Annotated in this window: 19 protein-coding genes; 18 read left to right on the top strand and 1 reads right to left on the bottom strand. The window is 36.4% G+C overall.

Annotated features, from left to right (window positions below; genetic code table 11):
• The first annotated feature begins 153 nt into the window (after positions 1 to 153).
• The 14 genes from ACFQ19_RS05615 (at position 154) to ACFQ19_RS05550 (ending at position 13,178) form a co-directional block, all read left to right on the top strand.
• On the top strand, positions 154 to 1,599 hold the full coding sequence (locus ACFQ19_RS05615; protein WP_042533161.1) for an MATE family efflux transporter: 1,446 nt from the start codon (positions 154 to 156) through the stop codon (positions 1,597 to 1,599).
• 95 nt (positions 1,600 to 1,694) lie between these two features.
• Positions 1,695 to 3,356, top strand: a complete 1,662-nt coding sequence (locus ACFQ19_RS05610) for a CoA-disulfide reductase (protein WP_042533163.1) — start codon at positions 1,695 to 1,697, stop codon at positions 3,354 to 3,356.
• A gap of 215 nt (positions 3,357 to 3,571) precedes the next feature.
• On the top strand, positions 3,572 to 3,898 hold the full coding sequence (locus ACFQ19_RS05605) for a metal-sensitive transcriptional regulator (protein ID WP_374705724.1): 327 nt from the start codon (positions 3,572 to 3,574) through the stop codon (positions 3,896 to 3,898).
• 167 nt (positions 3,899 to 4,065) lie between these two features.
• A complete protein-coding gene (locus ACFQ19_RS05600; RefSeq protein ID WP_052485021.1) occupies positions 4,066 to 4,401 on the top strand; it encodes a metal-sensing transcriptional repressor in 336 nt (111 codons plus the stop codon).
• Between the two features lie 70 nt (positions 4,402 to 4,471).
• On the top strand, positions 4,472 to 4,678 hold the full coding sequence (gene copZ / locus ACFQ19_RS05595; protein ID WP_042533165.1) for a copper chaperone CopZ: 207 nt from the start codon (positions 4,472 to 4,474) through the stop codon (positions 4,676 to 4,678).
• A 128-nt stretch (positions 4,679 to 4,806) separates the two neighbouring features.
• Positions 4,807 to 7,233 (top strand): heavy metal translocating P-type ATPase, encoded by a 2,427-nt coding sequence (locus ACFQ19_RS05590; protein ID WP_042533167.1) that lies wholly within the window; start codon positions 4,807 to 4,809, stop codon positions 7,231 to 7,233.
• Positions 7,234 to 7,235: 2 nt separating this feature from the next.
• Positions 7,236 to 8,138 (top strand): hypothetical protein, encoded by a 903-nt coding sequence (locus tag ACFQ19_RS05585; RefSeq protein ID WP_244882382.1) that lies wholly within the window; start codon positions 7,236 to 7,238, stop codon positions 8,136 to 8,138.
• A gap of 38 nt (positions 8,139 to 8,176) precedes the next feature.
• Positions 8,177 to 8,455 carry a glutaredoxin family protein gene (locus ACFQ19_RS05580; protein ID WP_042533169.1) on the top strand — a complete coding sequence of 93 codons (279 nt, stop codon included), beginning with the start codon at positions 8,177 to 8,179 and terminating at the stop codon, positions 8,453 to 8,455.
• 315 nt (positions 8,456 to 8,770) lie between these two features.
• Positions 8,771 to 9,700 (top strand): thioredoxin-disulfide reductase, encoded by a 930-nt coding sequence (gene trxB, locus ACFQ19_RS05575; protein ID WP_042533171.1) that lies wholly within the window; start codon positions 8,771 to 8,773, stop codon positions 9,698 to 9,700.
• Positions 9,701 to 9,737: 37 nt separating this feature from the next.
• Positions 9,738 to 10,052, top strand: coding sequence for a thioredoxin family protein (locus tag ACFQ19_RS05570; protein WP_042533173.1), 315 nt, complete (start codon positions 9,738 to 9,740; stop codon positions 10,050 to 10,052).
• Between the two features lie 49 nt (positions 10,053 to 10,101).
• Complete coding sequence (locus tag ACFQ19_RS05565; RefSeq protein ID WP_042533175.1) at positions 10,102 to 10,416, top strand: thioredoxin family protein; 315 nt, start codon at positions 10,102 to 10,104, stop codon at positions 10,414 to 10,416.
• Positions 10,417 to 10,526: 110 nt separating this feature from the next.
• Complete coding sequence (locus ACFQ19_RS05560) at positions 10,527 to 12,080, top strand: MFS transporter (protein WP_379591128.1); 1,554 nt, start codon at positions 10,527 to 10,529, stop codon at positions 12,078 to 12,080.
• 359 nt (positions 12,081 to 12,439) lie between these two features.
• Positions 12,440 to 12,952, top strand: a complete 513-nt coding sequence (locus ACFQ19_RS05555) for an RNA polymerase sigma factor (protein WP_379591192.1) — start codon at positions 12,440 to 12,442, stop codon at positions 12,950 to 12,952.
• Positions 12,924 to 13,178, top strand: a complete 255-nt coding sequence (locus ACFQ19_RS05550; protein ID WP_042533179.1) for a helix-turn-helix domain-containing protein — start codon at positions 12,924 to 12,926, stop codon at positions 13,176 to 13,178. Before ACFQ19_RS05555 ends, ACFQ19_RS05550 begins: the two co-directional genes overlap by 29 nt.
• Before the next feature lie 248 nt (positions 13,179 to 13,426).
• Here the strand turns inward: ACFQ19_RS05550 and ACFQ19_RS05545 are convergent, their stop codons facing one another.
• Complete coding sequence (locus ACFQ19_RS05545) at positions 13,427 to 14,077, bottom strand: hypothetical protein (protein ID WP_042533181.1); 651 nt, start codon at positions 14,075 to 14,077, stop codon at positions 13,427 to 13,429.
• A gap of 651 nt (positions 14,078 to 14,728) precedes the next feature.
• On the opposite strand from ACFQ19_RS05545, the gene ACFQ19_RS05540 reads away from it, so the two are divergent.
• The 4 genes from ACFQ19_RS05540 (at position 14,729) to ACFQ19_RS05525 (ending at position 18,797) form a co-directional block, all read left to right on the top strand.
• Positions 14,729 to 14,875 (top strand): SHOCT domain-containing protein, encoded by a 147-nt coding sequence (locus tag ACFQ19_RS05540; protein WP_042533183.1) that lies wholly within the window; start codon positions 14,729 to 14,731, stop codon positions 14,873 to 14,875.
• A 56-nt stretch (positions 14,876 to 14,931) separates the two neighbouring features.
• On the top strand, positions 14,932 to 16,716 hold the full coding sequence (locus ACFQ19_RS05535; protein ID WP_379591127.1) for a recombinase family protein: 1,785 nt from the start codon (positions 14,932 to 14,934) through the stop codon (positions 16,714 to 16,716).
• Between the two features lie 317 nt (positions 16,717 to 17,033).
• Entirely contained in the window at positions 17,034 to 17,339 is a 306-nt protein-coding gene (locus tag ACFQ19_RS05530) for a hypothetical protein (protein ID WP_379591126.1), read from the top strand.
• A 474-nt stretch (positions 17,340 to 17,813) separates the two neighbouring features.
• A complete protein-coding gene (locus tag ACFQ19_RS05525; protein ID WP_379591125.1) occupies positions 17,814 to 18,797 on the top strand; it encodes a quinone oxidoreductase family protein in 984 nt (327 codons plus the stop codon).
• The last annotated feature ends 15 nt before the right edge of the window (positions 18,798 to 18,812 follow it).

Genomic DNA, 18,812 nt, shown 5'->3' with positions numbered 1-18,812 from the left:
TGAGGACAATGAGAAATGAAAGTAATGCAAAATTATTTTCTGTAAATTTTTTCTTGTTGAATACTATACGGGGGTATGATATTATGTTTTTAAGGAAACTTTAAATATATTAATGAAAAGCTCCTGTAATTAGATTGAATGGAGGGCTGTTTGATGAATGTTGCAGATCAAACATTAAAGAAAGGGCTAAGTACCAATGATAAGATAAAAATAATTATTATATTAGCGGTTCCGGCTGTAATAGAAAACTTTTTTCAGACGATGCTAGGATTTGCAGATACATTTTTTGTTGCTCAAATTGGTTTGGATGAAGTATCTGCAGTTGGGGTAACGAACGCTATACTAGCAATTTATTTTGCAATTTTTATGGCAATAGGTGTTGGTGTCAATGTGTTAATGGCTAATGCAACTGGTGCAGGCGACTATGAACGTGCCTCAAAAGTTGCACAGCAAGGAGTAATTTTGACCACTATTGTAGGTGGCCTAACAGGTATGTTAACACTGATTTTTGCAGAACCTCTTTTAAGCCTTCTTGGTGTAGAACAACAAGTGTTAGAGATTGGTGTAGTATACTTTAGAATTGTTGCTGTTCCTTCTATACTCATGGCTTATATGTTTGTGATGAGTAGTATTTTAAGGGGAGTTGGAGATACAAAATCACCAATGAAAGCAGTTATTATTGCAAATATTGTCAATATTATTTTGGATTATATCTTTATCTTTGGCTTCTTGTTTATACCTGCACTAGGTATCGTAGGGGCTGGATTAGCCGGAGTAATTGCACGTCTGGTTGGTACATTTGTGCTTATTTTATATATTAAGAAAAATAATCAGATTATGTTTCAAAAGAACTGGTGGAGGTTTGATAAGGTTTATCAAAAAGAGCTTTTAGGTTTAGGTGCTCCAGCAGCAGGTGAGCGCCTGGCAATGAGAATAGGGCAGGTCGTTTATTTTGGCTTCATTGTTGCATTAGGTACAAGTACATTTGCAGCACATCAAATAGCAGGGAATATCGAGACATTTTCTTATATGATTGCTTATGGTTTTGCTGCTGCCGCAACTATTATTGTAGGCAAACAAGTAGGAGCAGGTAATTATGAAGAAGCTAAAAGTTATGCAAAATTAATCTCCATTCTATCAGCTGTATTTATGGTTTTCATGGGAGTATTATTATTTATTCTTGGAGAATGGATAGGCGGTTTTTTCAGTGAAGATCCAGTAGTTGTATCTGAAATAAGTATTGCACTAAAAATAGCAGCATTATTCCAGCCTTTTCTAGCGATATTGCTTATTCTTACAGGAGCATATCAAGGTGCTAGAAATACAAAATACCCTATGTATTTAACAACGATTGTGATGTGGTTGATTCGAACACTTTTTGTATATCTCTTAGCAATTCAAATGCAGTTAGGGATAGCAGGTGTCTGGGTAGCAATCGGTATTGATATCGTGATACGCGCCGTTGTTATGTGGTACAGAATGGAAAAAGACAAATGGATTAAATCCAAAAAGAAGATGTCATTTAAAGATAAAGTAGAATGTCAATGTCATCCAAAGACAAAACAACCAAACATGAATGAATGTGTTAATAATTATTAAAATGTCATTTTTAATCAAAAAAAGATGTTACTTTATAACTGGTTATGGACGGATTAAGGTCCAGATTTCAATAAATGACTTGGGAGGGAAATATCATGACAAAAAAAGTTGTTATCATAGGTGGTGTAGCAGGTGGGGCAACAGCCGCCGCAAGGTTAAGAAGAATAAGTGAAGAAATAGAAATTGTGCTTTTCGAAAGAGGAGAACATATTTCATTTGCGAATTGTGGATTACCTTACTACATCGGAGAAACAATTAAGGATCGCAATAAATTATTAGTACAAACTGTGGAAGGTATGTCGGAACGATTTAATCTCGACATACGTAATTTGAGTGAAGTAGTGAACATCGACACAGATAAAAAACAGGTGACAGTTAATAACCTAAAAAGCGGAGAAACGTACAAAGAATCCTATGATAAATTATTGTTATCACCGGGAGCCAAACCAATTGTACCTGCGATACCAGGGTTAAAGGAAAATAATTCGTTATTTACATTAAGAAATATTCCCGACACAGATGCTATCAAACGTTATGTGGATAATCACCTGCCACAAAGAACTGTCATTGTTGGTGGTGGATTTATTGGTGTTGAGATGGCGGAGAATCTTGCTAACAGAGGGATAAAGGTTACCATAGTTGAAATGGCCAATCAAATCATGGCACCGATTGATATGGAAATGGCAGCTATTCTGCACACGCATTTAAGAGAAAAAGGGGTTCAATTGATTCTGGACAATGGAGTTCAATCATTTGCAGAGGAAGGAAAGAAGATTATACTTTCTGATGGGACGGAACTTCAAACAGATATGACGATTCTTTCTATCGGTGTTATGCCGGAAAATGAACTGGCGAAATCAGCAGGACTTTCATTAGGGCAACGTGGAGGAATCATCGTGAATGACTATCTGCAAACATCCAATGATCATATCTATGCGGTTGGGGATGCGGTCGAAGTAGCAGATTATATCACAGGCACAAAGACAATGATTCCACTTGCTGGACCAGCGAATCGACAAGGTCGTATTGCGGCTAACAATTTAATGGGTAAAAAAGAGAAATATCAAGGGACAGTAGGCACATCCATTGCAAAGGTGTTTGATTTGACCGTTGCATCCACAGGAAATAATGAAAAAACACTTAAACGGCTAAGGATTCCCTACGAAGTGGTCCATGTTCATCCAAGCTCTCACGCTAATTATTATCCAGAAGCTGTACCAATTTCCCTAAAGTTACTTTTTGATAAAGAAACAGGAAAAATCTTCGGTGCTCAGGCTGTTGGAGAAGAAGGCGTGGATAAACGCATGGACGTTATCACTACAGCCATAAAAGGCGGGTTAACTGTAGAAGATTTAACAAATTTAGAGTTATCCTATGCACCGCCTTATTCATCAGCAAAAGATCCAGTGAATATGGCAGGGTATGTAGCTGCGAACATCATAGACGGGGAATTAGAACATATCCAGTGGCATGAAGTAGACCAGATTGTTGCTGATGGGAGGTTATTAATTGATGTTCGTAACTCAGGGGAACGTGAATCTGGTTATATCAAAGGATCTGTTAATATTCCGCTACATGAGTTAAGAAATTCTCTTGATACTATACCAAAAGATCAGACCATTTATGTAAGTTGTCAAGTTGGTTTAAGAGGGTATCTAGCTAGTCGTATTCTAAAAAATAATGGATTTGAAGTGAAAAATGTAGATGGCGGATGGAAGACGTATTCCTCTGTTTTTGGGAATCAACAAGCATTGTAAAAAAGGGGAGAGAAATAATGTATTACTGGCTGATGGGGTATAAGTAAGCATGAAAGAAAATCGAACTAAAAAGCTAAAGTGTGATTCATTTTTTACCCGCCACTTTTTATGAGCAATGTGTACTCAGGTTTTCGTTACTATGAATTATTTAAAAAGAGAGTAATGATACCTAAATGCGAGATAATATATAAATATAAATTAAAGGAGCGATTATAATGATGAAATCAGAAGGAATAATACAAAATGCAACAGAAGGAAAAAAGGCAGTGGAGCCACGGACAGATAAAGAAAAGGAACGTGTAATTAATCGTTTAAAACGTGTAGAAGGCCAAGTTCGTGGACTTCAAAATATGGTTGAAAATGATCGTTACTGTATGGATATTCTTATTCAATTATCTGCCGTGCAGTCAGCTTTAAAGAAAGTTGGCTTTTCTGTCATGGAACGACATGCAAAAACATGTATGACTCATTCTATTAAGGATGGAAATGAAGAAGAAGTTATTGATGAATTGTTAGCAGTTATTAATCAGTACTCTAAATAATATAAGAGAACAATCCTTCATAAAAAGTTTATAGAGAAAATGAAATAACTTTCTCTATAAGCTTTTTATTTATTTTAAATAAAATACTTGAATACCTTCTGGGGGTATGGTATATTGGCAGTAAGGAAATATAAAGTAATTATTTGATTTTAGAAGGGAGCGTTTACATGAAGGAGATTGCTCAACTAGTCCCCCATATGGATCAAAAGGAAAACTGTTGTAAAGACGGAGAGGTAATTATGTCAGATGATATTCAAAAGCAGCTGATGAATCGAATGAGTCGCATTGAAGGACAGGTAAAGGGAGTAAAACGAATGATTGACCGAAATGTATATTGTGATGATATATTAAATCAAATGGCTGCCGTACAATCGGCATTACATGCTGTTTCTCGATTACTATTGGAAAGTCATATTCATACTTGTGTCATTGAAAAATTGGAAAAAAAAGATCCAGAAGTTATATCTGAATTCATGACGACGATTTCTAAAATAATGAAATAAATTTTTCACTTGACAATACCTAACTAGGGTATGGTAATATATAAATGTAATCAGAAAGGAGGGATGATTCATGACAAACAAAACACTTAACGTACAAGGCATGTCTTGCGGGCATTGCGTCAGCTCCATTGAAGGCAGTGTTGGTGAATTAAACGGTGTTGAATCCGTCAAAGTTCATTTACAAGATGGAAAGGTCGATATCACTTTTGATGGAGATAAAGTGGACTTGAAAGACATCACAGAAGCGATTGAAGACCAAGGATATGATGTTGCATAAGGAATGTGCAGCAAAACATGCTTCATTTTTTTCGTTAAATAAAAAGGATAATCGTGCAAAACCTGCACGATTTCCTTTTCAATTATATTATACCCTGTCCTGGTATGAGGAAGGAGGAAAATAAAAAAATGGAAACACAAAAAGAAGTTAGTTTACAGATTCAAGGTATGACTTGTGCAGCATGCGCCACCAAGATTGAAAAAGGTTTAAATAAAATGGATGGTGTGGCAGAAGCCAATGTCAACTTTGCAATAGAGAAGACAAAAGTTACTTATAATCCATCTGTCACAAGTGTACAGGATTTTGAAGAGAAAATTGAAAAATTGGGTTACCATGTAGCACATGATAAACAAACCTTTGATATTTCCGGTATGACTTGTGCGGCATGTGCTACTAAAATTGAAAAGCGATTAAATAAAATGGAAGGTGTAGCAAGTGCCTCCGTGAATTTTGCATTAGAAAACGTGGCAGTGGATTATGATCAAGGTCAAGTGACGGTAAACGATATGATTGAAACGGTCAAAAAGCTTGGTTATAGCTTAAAAACACAAACTTCTAAAGAAGATACTGCCAATAGTAAGGATGAAGAAATTCGTCATCAGACAGGGAAATTTATTTTCTCAGCCATTTTAACTTTACCGTTATTGTGGACGATGGTGACACATTTTGAATTTACGTCCTTTATTTATTCGCCAGATATGTTAATGAACCCATGGGTACAGTTAGCTTTAGCAGCACCAGTACAATTTATTGTAGGGGCTCAGTTCTATAAATCTGCGTATAAAGCCTTGAAGAATGGCAGTGCCAACATGGACGTTCTTGTTGCATTAGGTACATCCGTTGCCTTCTTCTATAGTATTTTCTTGGGTTACGAGTGGCAAGTACAGGGGCAAGTCGGTATGCCAGAACTCTATTTTGAAGCTGCGGCAGTGATTATCACTTTGATCATTCTTGGAAAACTATTCGAAGTTCGCGCCAAAGGACGTACTGGTCAGGCTATTCAAAAATTACTTGGTATGCAGGCAAAAACAGCTAGGGTAATCAGAAATGGGGAGGAACAAGAGATTGCGATTGAAGAAGTTATCGTTGGTGATACCATCATGGTACGACCAGGTGAAAAGATTCCAGTTGATGGGCAAATTGTCAAAGGGGAATCCGCAGTCGATGAATCAATGATAACGGGTGAAAGTATTCCGGTTGATAAGAAAACAGGGGATGTAGCTATTGGGTCAACGATTAATAAAAATGGTCTGCTGACAATTGAAGCGACCAAAGTTGGTAAAGATACAGCTCTTTCTCAAATTGTTAAAGTGGTTGAAGAGGCACAAGGAAGTAAAGCTGATATTCAAAGGGTAGCTGACCGTGTATCGGGTATCTTTGTTCCCATTGTTGTGTTAATTGCTATTGCGGCGTCTCTAGTATGGTATTTTATCGTTGCACCTGGTGATCTCCGTTCCGCATTAGTTCCTGCTATCACTATACTTGTGATTGCTTGCCCATGTGCACTTGGTTTGGCAACTCCAACCTCTGTGATGGCTGGATCAGGAAGAGCAGCAGAACTCGGTGTTCTATTTAAAGGTGGAGAGTATTTGGAAAATACCCGTTCCCTAACGACGATTGTGTTAGATAAAACAGGAACTGTCACCAAAGGAGAACCAGAATTGACTGATGTTCTTCCGAATCAACATTTCACGGAAGAAGAAGTTCTTTATTACGTTGCCTCGGCTGAAAACAATTCAGAACATCCACTTGCAGAGGCGATTGTTAAAGGTGCAAAAGCAATGGGGGTTCAAGTAAAAGAATCAGATTCCTTTGAAGCAATCCCGGGATACGGTATTCAAGCTTCCATAAATGGAAAAATGATTTATGTTGGAACCAGAAAACTAATGAAACAGCAAAATATAACGGTTGATTCTGTGGAAAACCAAATGACAAAGTTAGAATCAGAAGGTAAGACAGCGATGTTAATTGGAATAGACAACCAATTAGCTGGTGTCATTGCGGTTGCTGATACAGTGAAAGAAACGTCTAAGGCTGCTATTCACCGTATGCATCAACTAGGTTTAGAGGTCATTATGCTTACAGGGGATAATGAACGGACTGCAGAAGCTATTGGAAAACAAGTTGGTATTGATCATGTGATTGCGGAAGTAGTGCCGGAACAAAAGGCAGAGCAAATTAAAATGCTACAAGATATGGATAAAAAAGTAGCGATGGTCGGTGATGGTGTCAATGACGCACCTGCCTTAGCTGTAGCCGATATCGGGATGGCAATTGGTACGGGAACAGATGTAGCGATTGAAGCAGCAGATATAACATTAATGCGTGGAGATTTGAACAGCGTGGCAGACAGTGTGGAAATCAGTGCAAAGACCATGCGTAATATCAAGCAAAATTTATTCTTTGCCTTCTTCTATAATTCGGCTTCCATTCCAGTTGCTGCAATTGGTCTATTAGCTCCTTGGGTTGCTGGAGCAGCAATGGCATTCAGTTCTGTATCTGTAGTGCTTAACGCTTTACGATTACAGCGATTAAAGCTAAAAGGAGGCCAATAATTATGTCCGTAAAAAAGTGGGTATCTCTAGGGATTGTCTATGTAGTCATTGTTTTTGCAGGATATAGTGTGATTACAGGAAACAATCCTTTGGCCAGTGGTGAAATGGAGCACGATGGACATAGTGACGAAGAGGCTGGGCATGAGGAGCATAATAATGATGAAGCTTCACAAGAAGATGGGACCGATCATGAAGACCATAATACAGAAAGTAATTCAGAGGAGGAAGAAGACATGGACCATAAACATGAGCACGAGCATGGACATGAAACGGATTCAGAAGTAAAAACGGATGTGTCCTATGATAATGAAGAACTTGTCATCTCATTGGAAGATGATACAGGAGCAGCACCAGAACTCGCTATCGAGCATGAAAAAGAAATGCATTTTATTCTGATCTCTAACGATTTGGAAGAGTATTATCATCTCCATCCTGAAAAAGAAGAGGAAGGAAGATTTCGAGTTAATCAAGCCTTAGAAGATGGAACGTATCAAGCATTTGTTGATATTGTGCCGGAAAACAAAGCTTATACACCTGCTCCAAACCTATTACAGGTTGGAACAGAAGAAACAGCCAAAGCACATTTACATGCGGATAATGAATGGACAAAAGAAGTAGATGGAAAAACAGTGACCTTAGAAGAAGTGGAAGCAATAGCTGGAGAAGAGGTTCCTTTGAATTTTGATATGCAAGGGGAACAACCGGAAACACACCTTGGTGCTTTAGGTCATGTGGTGATTGTAGATGAAGAGGTAGAAGAATATATCCATGTTCACCCTGCGTCAGATGATTCCACGACGTTTAATGCTCATTTCACAAATCCAGGGATGTATAAAGTCTGGGCAGAATTCAAATTTGATGGGGAAATTCATGTATATCCATTTATTTTAGAAGTAAAAGAGTAACTCATTTTAATATAAATCAAATGGAAGGAGTGAGATAAATGGCTAATTATCAATTAGAAATTTATACAAGACCAACTTGTTCTGATTGCCAAGACTTGAAAAAATTCTTGGAAAAACATCGGATACCACACAAACAATATGATTTAACCAAGCAGCCAGAAAAAGAAAAAGAGCTTAAAAGTCGAACAGGGGCTAGAGTGGTTCCCGGAATTGTCTTTTCTCAATCCTCCATTTTAGGTCTAAGAAAAACAAGAAAAAGTATGACAGGGTTTGAAATGAATAAAGAGGAGATTAAACGGCTCTTAGAAGTTGGATAAGGAGTGGTTTATCATATGACACCTTATTTTTAAGGAGGTGATATAAATGGCTAAACCAACGTGCTCTTGCTGCTCACCAAAAGAATCAGCAAAGACTGAGAATGCAAAAACAGATCAGCCAAAAAGTTCATCGAAGAAATAACGTATAAGGCAATCCTAGTATTGTAAGTTTCTCTTTCTGATATTAAATCGTCAGCTGAAACGGTTTAGAGGAAAGTTTAGGTTGATAGCCTAACATTCAGTGAAGGAAAATTTTACCCTTCACTGAATGTCCTTTTAAAATATATAAGTATTTTTTTAATGAAGAGGTGGATTATGTATAAAACAGTCATTTTAGGAACAGGTCCTGCTGGTTTAACATCTGCCATTTATTTAGCCAGAGCAAATATGGAACCATTAATCTTAGAAGGTCCAGAACCAGGTGGACAGTTAACATTGACAACAGCGGTCGAAAATTACCCGGGCTTTTCTGATCCAGTGATGGGACCAGAATTGATAGATACCATGCGGGCACAAGCGAAACGATTTGGAGCACAATTTAAAACGGCTTTAGTAAAAGAAGTAGATTTTTCAAGTCGTCCCTTTCGTTTAGAAGCAGATGGTCTCGGTGAAATTCAAGCGGAATCTGTGATTGTTTCTACTGGTGCCCGGGCGAAAATGTTGGAGATTCCAGGAGAGGCAGAAAACCTTGGTCGCGGAGTAAGTACCTGTGCAACATGCGATGGTTTCTTTTTCCGTGATAAAAAAGTGGTTGTTGTTGGCGGTGGAGATTCTGCTATGGAAGAAGCTTTATTTTTAACAAAGTTTGCGAAAGAAGTACAGGTTATTCATCGAAGGAACGAATTGCGAGCTTCTAAGATTATGCAAGATCGAGCAATGAATAACGAGAAAATATCTTGGATTTTTAACAGTATACCGATGGAAATTCTTTCTCAAAATAATCAGCTCACAGGAATTCGTGTTAAGAATAAAGAAACCCAGGAAGAACAACTTATTGAAACAGATGGTGTCTTTCTAGCGATTGGTCATATACCTAACACCGATTTTTTGAAAGAAGCCATCAATATTTACCCGAATGGATATGTTAAGGTTGAACCTGGTACGACAAATACGAATATACCAGGTGTGTTTGCAGCAGGTGATGTGCAAGATCAAAGATACAAGCAGGCTGTCACAGCAGCTGGAACAGGTTGCATGGCTGCCATGGATGTAGAGACATTTATAGAGACGAATCCTTTAAAGTAACTTTTTTAAACAAGGAAAAGGAAAGGAGGGATTTGTAATGGTCAAAGAATTGAGAGCTAATGAGTTTGACACATTGGTAAAAGCAGAAGAAAAACCTGTTGTGTTGAAATTTACCGCAGACTGGTGCCCAGGCTGTAAGCAGCTAGCTCCTATCGTTGAATCAGTTGCAGAAGAGTTGGAAGAAGAGATTGCATTCTATCATGTTGATGTAGATGAAGAGTTAGAGTTTGCCCAGCAATATCAGGTGATGAGTATTCCAACTTTAATTCTTTTCAAAAACGGGGAAGAGGCAGACAGAGTAACTGCACCGGAAGCAAGTGAGGAAGTCGTTCGAGACTTTTCATCACAATAATAGAGGTTAAAGTTAAGGTACTATCTTTCATGGTGAAGGAGATATCTCTATGCTAAAGGAATTGAAAACAGATGACTTTTGTACTTTAGTCAAAATGGAAGAAAAACCTGTTGTACTCAACTTTACGGCAGGATGGTGTCAAGGTTGTCAGCAGGTGACTCCCATTATTGAATCGGCAGCAGAAGAAATAAAAAATGTCATGTTTTATGATGTTGACGTAGATAAAGACCTAGAATTTGCTGTTCAGAGGTATAACGTGATAGGTATTCCAACTTTAATTCTTTTTAAAAATGGAATAGAAGTCGATCGGCTAACTACCTTAAAATTAAATGAAAAAACAATCAGAGATTTTTCTACACAATAATAGAAAATGAAATCAAATATCTTTCATAATGAAGGAGGAATTCCAAATGTTGAAAGATTTAAAAAATAACAATTGGGTGAGTATCATATCAAATATAGGAGGTGTGCAACATGGCTAATTCTAATAATCCTGAAGTACCTCGTGCAAATGCTCGACAATGGTGGGGGCTTGTCGTGTTAGTTTTACCTTCAACATTACTGTTCATGATGTTAACTATTTTGTTCTTAGCTGCCCCCAGTATGGCAGCTGACTTAGGGCCTTCCAGTACGCAATTGTTGTGGATTCTTGATATATACGGTTTTGTGATGGCAGGATTCTTAGTCGCAATGGGAGTTCTTGGAGATAGAGTAGGGAAACGATTATTAATGGTAATAGGTGCTATCTTGTTTGGAGTTGTTTCTATATTGGCAGCATTAACAAGTGATCCATCCATGATGATTGCTTGGCGTGCTGTTTTAGGTTTAGCAGCAGCAATGATGGTACCTGCTACACTTGGACTGATTTTCGTTCTGTTTCAAAATGCTGAACAACGCGGGGTTGCGATTGGTATTTGGGCAGGTGGAATTTCAGCCGGTGTAGCCCTTGGACCATTATTAAGCGGTCTGCTTTTAGAAGTATTTGGCTGGCAAGCGACATTTTTAGTAGCAGTACCAGTTATGTTAGTTGTTGCACTAGGTGCACCTATTCTAGTACCTGAACACCGTGATCAAAATAGTGGAAAGCTTGATTTATTCAGTGCTCTATTATTAGTTGCTACATTGCTAGCGATAATTTACAGCATTAAACAATTTGCAGCACAAGCTGCTGTAGGTCCAACAATTACTTTGTTAGTTGCAGGTATACTAGTGGGAATTTGGTTTGTAGTTCGACAACTACGAGCAAAACAACCTTTATTAGATGTTCGGTTGTTTAAAAATCGTACGGTTAGTGGTGCGCTTAGTGTATTCTTACTTTCGGCAGCAGCACTTGGTGGAGTATATTCTCTTTTCACTCAATACTTGCAGCAGGTACAAGGACTTTCGCCGATGACGGCAGGATTTGCTATTCTTCCAGCTGCCGCAGTATTGATTGTAGTCTCTACGCTTTCACCGATGATGGCACGCCGTTTTCGTCCAGGTAATGTTATTGCAATAGGTCTAGCAATTCAAGTGATTGGTTATATACTCTTTACACAACTTGACGCTGGTACGGGGCTTGCACTTGTTATTGCAAGTTTTGTGGTCACCTATCCTGGTGTAGCTCCATCGATGGCCTTAACTACCGATTTAGTAGTTAGCTCTGTTCCGCCAGAAAAAGCAGGAGGAGCTTCTGGTCTTGCGACAACAGCTAATGATTTAGGTATTTCGCTTGGGGTCGCAGTAATTGGAAGTATTAGAGTAGCAGCTTATCGCAGTGAAATTGTCGATACACTACCTCAAGATTTGCCTCCAAATGTTGCAGCAGCAGCTTCAGACAGTATTGATGGTGCTATTGTCTCAGCTTCTAATGTTTCGGAAACGCTTGGGGAGTCTTTGATTATGGCGGCTCAAAATGCGTTCACCAGTGGATTAAATACTGCCGCTATCGTTTCAGCTATAATTGCAGGAGTAGCAGCAATTATTTCCGCAACACGATTACGTCATATTCCACCTTCTGGTAAAGCACAGCAGAATGGAGAGGAATAATAAGCGGGTATATAAGTATCATTCATTCTTAAGAGTGATAAAAAAGCACAAAATGAAATAAGTTTTGTGTATATATTTTAATTAAATAAATACCTAACCTAGGTATAGTAGAAAAGAAGATTTAATTTAAATATCATTTGAAATAACACAATAAAGCAACCTGTATCTTCGTTATAAGAGAGGGTTGCTTTATTGCTCTCTACTAGATATTAGACGCTAATAACAAATTAATAATAGATATGGATTAAATAGTCAATACTTTATTACAGCCCGATAACTTATTTGTTATTCGGGTTTTTTCTTGTCTTTATAAGGATCTTCTCTCATTTTTGGCAAAATATGTACTACTATTTGTAGTAATGACAAAGGAAGAGGAGGAATTAATGCTATCACTGCTTTTACGAAAATGGAAGGAGCTGAAAATTATGAAGTTAACTTCCTATGAAGAGCATAAAAAGCATACTTTTGATAGTTATTGTAAGAAAACTTTAAAAAATGAAGTGATTAACATCCAAAGACAATTACAACGCCAGCGTGAAGTAGAGGTATCTTTTACAACTTTATCAAATTTTGAACCTCAAGAACTTGCAGTTATTGATGATTATGTCCTGGAAGGGTATTATTTTCAAGTTTTAGGATATGAAGTCATTTTAAAAAATGAAGAACTAATTCGTTCACTTTGTCACTTATCTGATAAAAAACGAGAAGTTATTCTTTTATCCTACTTCTTGAATATGACAGATAAGGAAGTCGGAAAAATATTGGGTCGTGCTCGAAGCACAGTACAATATCAAAGAAAGAAGGCACTAGAAGAATTAAAACAGAGATTGGAGGGGAATGATGATGGATCAAAATCAATTGATTTCTCTTAATTCAGTAAATGAATTGTTACCTTTCTCTATTATTGCAGAAGCTTCAAAGGGTGAGGTAGAAGCTATAAACGCAGTGCTTAAACATTATGAACCTTATATAAATAAACTATCGTTACGGTTAGTACAAGATGATTTTGGTGCTTCTCAAATGGTAGTAGATGATTATACACGTAGACGCTTAGAAACAAAATTAATTACAGCTATATTAAGATTTGAATTGACTTAGGGTTTTTATTCTTAAGCATTTTAATCCTCGTTCTTCCTAGTTGATATTTGATAAAGAAAGCTTTGAGAAAATTCAATGTTGTATTAGGAACAAATCAGAAATGTTTTAAATAAGAAAAGAGACAATTTGGAGGATTACAAGACAAATGATTATTATTAGCTAAAACTATCACCACTTTGTAAAGGTGATTAAAGGAAGTGGTGATAGTTTTGCAGCCCATGATGATTATAAGTTAATATTTAGCTTTTTCATTGTAACAAGTTTGCTAGGTTTATTGAGATCGTGGGCTCCTTTGCTGACTCTCTAAACATAAGTAAGATTTCATTTTTAGAATTAATTTGTTCTTCTAAACTATTTAGAAGATGATCATTTGTCATTAGTTGATTATACCTTTCTTTATTCACATTTATTGCTAAAAAGATTCCTTTTTTGTAGTTGTATCTATTAATGAATTGATCAATTTTCTTAATATCATTTAGCATATCTGTTGTAGAAAGTTTAGGATTAGCTTTGACTTCAATAATTAAGTCTTGATTTTCATATGTACCCGGTTCATGTATTAAAAAGTCAGGGTAATATACTCCGTCTGTACTATTTACTCCAAATAATTGTGTGATTTCATCACTTACTTGAGCCTTGCGAAGTTCAGCTTGTAAAATCACTTTTTCATTCAACCTATTTTCTTCCATAATTTTACGCAATTGATGATAAAGCTCATAACAGAAAACTCGCTCATTATGCATACTCAAATATGGCATTAGCTTTTCACGCTTTTTATCCTGAGATTTAATATTATGAACATTTAACATAGAATCAATCCAATTTTGGTTTCCAAAATACACTTCTTCCACATTATTGATTGCTCTGCGAAGAAATTTAATGTATTCATGAATGTTCAAGTTTTATTCCTCCAATCCTACCTATTCTTTCCTTTAAATACATAATATCATAAACACGTTATAGCCAATTAGTATTAAATTCTTAATCGTAACAGCTTAACAAATGTAGAACATTTACCAAACACATGCAAGTTCAATTTATGATTTCTTTTTTTGGTTTTTACTCGTTTTTGGCAAAATGGTTCTTTCTATTTGTAGTAATAGCAAAGGAAGGAGAGAAAGGAAAGTCAGCATTTCTTATTTAAAAAAATAGATGTGTGGCATATGGAACTTTCCTTTTTCTTTTAGCAGTCACTTAAAGTGGGAGAATGATTTTTAACGTTCTTTGATAAAGAAAGCATGATTAATCTCATGCATTATAAATTGGAAAATCAGATACGTTCTGCTGATGAAGAGCTACTTGATTCTTGCGCCATGACTTTCTGCTGAAACGAGCGATAAACAAAGAATCTAATGTAATCGTGGTGGATTACTGGCGATGACTCATTAGCAGTATAATGATACTCCCCTACCGTCATGGTTCGAGCGTTTGGAGCGTCGCAAGCTATGAGTAGGGCTGGAAGAAATACTTGCAGGGGTGAAATTCCCGTGGAGCTGTACCAACAGCCGTCTGATTTTTTATTTTGAAATTCTTTGAGGAGGTAGGTTTTTATGAAAAAGAATTTGATTAAATACAGTATGCAAATTTCTATGTTAAAACAATTACTGACTTATAAGTTAATTTCAGAGGAAGAATATAAAATGGCAAAAAGTAAATTAATGAAAGATTATCATATTATCTCTGATATTACAGGCTGACTTTTATTTTAAATCGCCGTAGAATATTGGTAATAAAATCCAAGGAGGGATTTGTAATGTCAGAGGTTGAAATTATAAAAGGAAACAATTCCCGTTTTAGCCATCGGCGAGGCAAAGCTATTGAACAGCGTCGAGTAGCTGCATATTGTCGGGTTAGTACAGATGATGAGGATCAATTAAGTAGTTATAAGTCACAAGTTACCTATTATAAGGATTTAATTAATAACAATCCGGAATGGGTATTTGCTGGTATTTATGCTGATGAAGCGATTACAGGAACACAAACGGTTAAGCGGGAAGATTTTCAAAGAATGATAAATGATTGTATGAATGGAGATATTGATATGGTTATTACCAAATCAATATCTCGTTTTGCAAGAAATACTTTAGACACGCTTAAATACGTTCGAATGTTTAAAGAAAAAGATATTGCAGTCTTCTTTGAAGATGAAAAAATTAATACGCTTACGATGGATGGAGAATTGTTACTTGTAGTATTGAGTTCGGTTGCTCAACAGGAAGTTGAAAATATCTCTGCTAATGTAAAAAAAGGCTTAAAAATGAAAATGAGCAGAGGGGAGCTGATAGGTTTTCAAGGTTGCATTGGTTATGATTATAACCCGGAAGATAAAACGCTTACTATAAATGAAAAAGAAGCAGAAATAGTACGATATATATTTGAAAGATATGTGCAGGGTGCAGGAGGAAAGATGATAGCAAAAGAGTTGGAAGCTTTAGGCCATAAAACAAAAAAAGGCAATACAAAATGGCAAGACGCAACTATACTTCGTATTATTAAGAATGAGAAATATAAAGGTGATCTTTTAATGGGGAAAACCTTTACAGTTGATCCTATTACAAAACGTAGATTAAGTAATTTTGGAGAAGAAGATCAATACTATATAAAAAATAACCATGAACCAATTGTCAGTGCTGAAATTTTTGAAAAAGCAGAAGAGATTAGAACACGCAGGAATCGGAACAAACTTAGAGTAGACAGAAATGGTGGCAAGAGGGAAAAGTATAGTCGTAAGTACGCTTTTAGCAGCTTGCTTGAATGTCCTTATTGTGGAAGCATATTGTCGAGACGAAGTTGGCATGGTGGCAGTTCATATCATAAAATAATATGGCATTGTATGACTAGTACAAAAAAAGGAAAACAATATTGCCCAGAGAGTAAAGGGATACAGGAAGAAATAATTGAAAAAGCATTTTTAGAAAGTTATCGTCTTATGTGTAATAATAATCAAGATGTCTTAGAAGAATTTTTGGAAAGAATGGAAGAGAGTTTAAGTGTAAATACAGCATATGAGAAGGTTTCTAAAATTGAGATAGAAATTGAAGCTTTAGAGAAAAAGAAAAATAAGTTGATTGATATGCATATAGAGGGTAGGCTAGATAAAGAAACATATGAAGATAAATATAATAAGACAATCAAAAAACTCGATGACAAGAAACGAAGAAAAGCCTATTTACAATCAAGTCTTGATGATGAAAAAGATATTAAAGAACGATTGTTAGAATTTAGAAAATTACTAGAAAAAGAAAATGGTCTAAATACTTTTGATCGATATGTTTTTGAAAGTATAATAGAGAAAGTAATAGTTGGTGGTGTGGATAATGAAGGAAATGACAATCCATATAAGTTAACATTTATTTACAAAATTGGAACAGTCGATTCATTAGATGGAAATAGTTTTAAACCTCCGAGAAAAAATAAAAAAAAGGAATCTTTTAATGAATTGTATTCCAATACTGAAAACGAGGAAAACGAATTGCGTTCCAATAGCAATTACCACACACGTGGAATGTGTGACACACTTACAATTCGTTCTAAATAATGACTGAGAGAGATCATAAACTAAATTGCGTAAATGAGGGCGTGCGGCTTTTATTTCGTAGTTTAGTTTTTTATATATAAATGGAAATAAAAGATGAAGAGGGATAAAAGATGTTATCAATCTGTAGAAAATATTGATATGAAAAGCTTTGAACTATTGGTATCACAAGAGTTTTGAATGTTGAAATTTATTCAAGAGGATTCTATTTTGAAATCCTTTCGCCACATCGACTCTTTTTCTCTGAAAAGTCATGTTTTTAACGAAAACATCATATCTTGAGTAAAGAAGCTTGATCAGATTAGAGAGGAGGAATGCCGGTGAGTAACGATAAAAACCAAAGAGGCAAAGACGATGATAATCTGATTAAAAAGACCTCTCAGGAAGCGAACAAGTTTTTCGACCATACTGTTGATACGTCCGGTAAAATTATTAAATCAATTTCAGGTGAAGGAGGACTTGTTGAAAAGGCGACCGATGCTTCGGGAAATATTTTAAAAGGCGCAGCGGGGAAAGCGTACGATATTATCGAAAAAACATCAGAGGCACCCGGAAATCTTTATAAAAGTGTTAAAGGACGAAAAAATCAGAGAGGTGAAGAGAGAAAAGACCATAAAGATGAATAAGATAAGTAACAAGAAGCGACAGGGAATAGGTCCCTGTCGCTTCTTGTGTGTGCCAGGCATGCACACACTTTCCAGGGTTGAAGTCCCGAACTACAAAAACAGTAACAGTAGCCAGCTTAAGACAAGAGTGTCTGGAGCGCCCCAGAATTTGAAGGAAGCGACAAACCTCTGCCCTTAGGAACACGAACTTCATAGAAGGCTAGGTGCACTTGGGTGAGACTGCAATACAAGTCAAATCTCTCCACTGCACAATAGAAGTATGAAGAGATATAAACTTGCTTATATGTATTAAAAAGGGCATTGGAATAATCAGGGGGCAGATCGATTGTATAAAAAATCAAATATATAGACGTGAAAGAAAAATGCCTTTTTGTGATTCGTAAAGAGGTGTTTTTCATACAAAATCAGCAGCCAAAATAATTAAAAACGATTCGCATGTTATACTAAAACAAAATCCCAAAGCAGGTGATATATATGCGGGCTGCTATAAGCAACTATGATAAAGAGAATAATCAATATGTTGTCATCCAAAATGTATCTGTACCAGTTCCGCGAGAAGATGAGGTTCTCGTGGAGGTATATACAAGCAGTTTGAATTTTGCGGATCTCTTGGCGGTTAAAGGAGCATATCATCAGCAATCACGAGAATCCTTCATTCCTGGTTTTGATTGTGCAGGATATGTTGTCGATAAAGGGTCGAAAGTAAAGCATTTTAAAATAGGAGATAGAGTTGCAGGTTTTCCTTCTGGCGGGGCATTTTCAGAATATGTATGTGTGAATGAAGACTTGCTCTATCCTATGGAGAATAATCTTGATTTTGATGTAGCCGCTGCTTCAATCAGTGTGGGAATCACAGCATATGAACTTATACATAAAGTCGCCGGATTACGAAAAGATGAAACAGCAGTCATACATGCAGCTGCTGGAGGTGTCGGGCTCACATTATTACAACTTGCCAAGCATATTGGAGCTAAAGTTATCGGTGTTGTTGGCAGCGAAACAAAAGCAAAGTTTATCAGACAATATGGTGCTGATTATGTCATTCAACACACTGAAGTGGATTTTGAAGAAAAAGTGTTACAAATTACAAAGGATAAAGGAGTAGATATTGTTTTCGATTCCATCGGAGGGCATACATTTGAAAAAAGTTTAGCCTGTTTAGCCCCTTATGGCAAACTAATTACTTTTGGACATGCTTCCGGGAAAAGCGGAACTGTCCGTTCATATGACCTTCATACCACATCAAAATCCGTTCTTGGTTATAGTTCTGGTCAAAGACAAAAAGGCTGTCCGCATTCTTTAAAGACAAGTGCGATTCGCTTTTTCCGTTTAGTAGCAAATGCAGAAATTAAAATACCGATATCGCATCATTTTAAATTAAGCGATATGAATCAAGCATTCAAATGCATGGAGAGCAGAAATGTGATAGGTAAGATTGTCATTTTCAACAATCGATAAAAAAGACAAAACGTT

The organism is Oceanobacillus locisalsi, from assembly GCF_042675985.1.
Classification (GTDB): domain Bacteria; phylum Bacillota; class Bacilli; order Bacillales; family Amphibacillaceae; genus Oceanobacillus; species Oceanobacillus locisalsi.
Note: the sequence above shows the minus strand (reverse complement) of the source record. Positions and strands in the feature narration are given on the sequence as shown.

Coding starts and splice junctions, on each gene's coding strand:
- ACFQ19_RS05590 (WP_042533167.1), top strand. CDS start 4,807: ATGGAAACACAAAAAGAAGTTAGTTTACAGATTCAAGGTATGACTTGT.
- ACFQ19_RS05555 (WP_379591192.1), top strand. CDS start 12,440: ATGACAAAGGAAGAGGAGGAATTAATGCTATCACTGCTTTTACGAAAA.
- ACFQ19_RS05550 (WP_042533179.1), top strand. CDS start 12,924: ATGGATCAAAATCAATTGATTTCTCTTAATTCAGTAAATGAATTGTTA.
- ACFQ19_RS05560 (WP_379591128.1), top strand. CDS start 10,527: ATGGCTAATTCTAATAATCCTGAAGTACCTCGTGCAAATGCTCGACAA.
- ACFQ19_RS05565 (WP_042533175.1), top strand. CDS start 10,102: ATGCTAAAGGAATTGAAAACAGATGACTTTTGTACTTTAGTCAAAATG.
- ACFQ19_RS05570 (WP_042533173.1), top strand. CDS start 9,738: ATGGTCAAAGAATTGAGAGCTAATGAGTTTGACACATTGGTAAAAGCA.
- ACFQ19_RS05540 (WP_042533183.1), top strand. CDS start 14,729: ATGAAAAAGAATTTGATTAAATACAGTATGCAAATTTCTATGTTAAAA.
- ACFQ19_RS05525 (WP_379591125.1), top strand. CDS start 17,814: ATGCGGGCTGCTATAAGCAACTATGATAAAGAGAATAATCAATATGTT.
- ACFQ19_RS05605 (WP_374705724.1), top strand. CDS start 3,572: ATGATGAAATCAGAAGGAATAATACAAAATGCAACAGAAGGAAAAAAG.
- ACFQ19_RS05615 (WP_042533161.1), top strand. CDS start 154: ATGAATGTTGCAGATCAAACATTAAAGAAAGGGCTAAGTACCAATGAT.
- ACFQ19_RS05610 (WP_042533163.1), top strand. CDS start 1,695: ATGACAAAAAAAGTTGTTATCATAGGTGGTGTAGCAGGTGGGGCAACA.
- copZ (WP_042533165.1), top strand. CDS start 4,472: ATGACAAACAAAACACTTAACGTACAAGGCATGTCTTGCGGGCATTGC.
- ACFQ19_RS05535 (WP_379591127.1), top strand. CDS start 14,932: ATGTCAGAGGTTGAAATTATAAAAGGAAACAATTCCCGTTTTAGCCAT.
- ACFQ19_RS05585 (WP_244882382.1), top strand. CDS start 7,236: ATGTCCGTAAAAAAGTGGGTATCTCTAGGGATTGTCTATGTAGTCATT.
- ACFQ19_RS05600 (WP_052485021.1), top strand. CDS start 4,066: ATGAAGGAGATTGCTCAACTAGTCCCCCATATGGATCAAAAGGAAAAC.
- trxB (WP_042533171.1), top strand. CDS start 8,771: ATGTATAAAACAGTCATTTTAGGAACAGGTCCTGCTGGTTTAACATCT.
- ACFQ19_RS05580 (WP_042533169.1), top strand. CDS start 8,177: ATGGCTAATTATCAATTAGAAATTTATACAAGACCAACTTGTTCTGAT.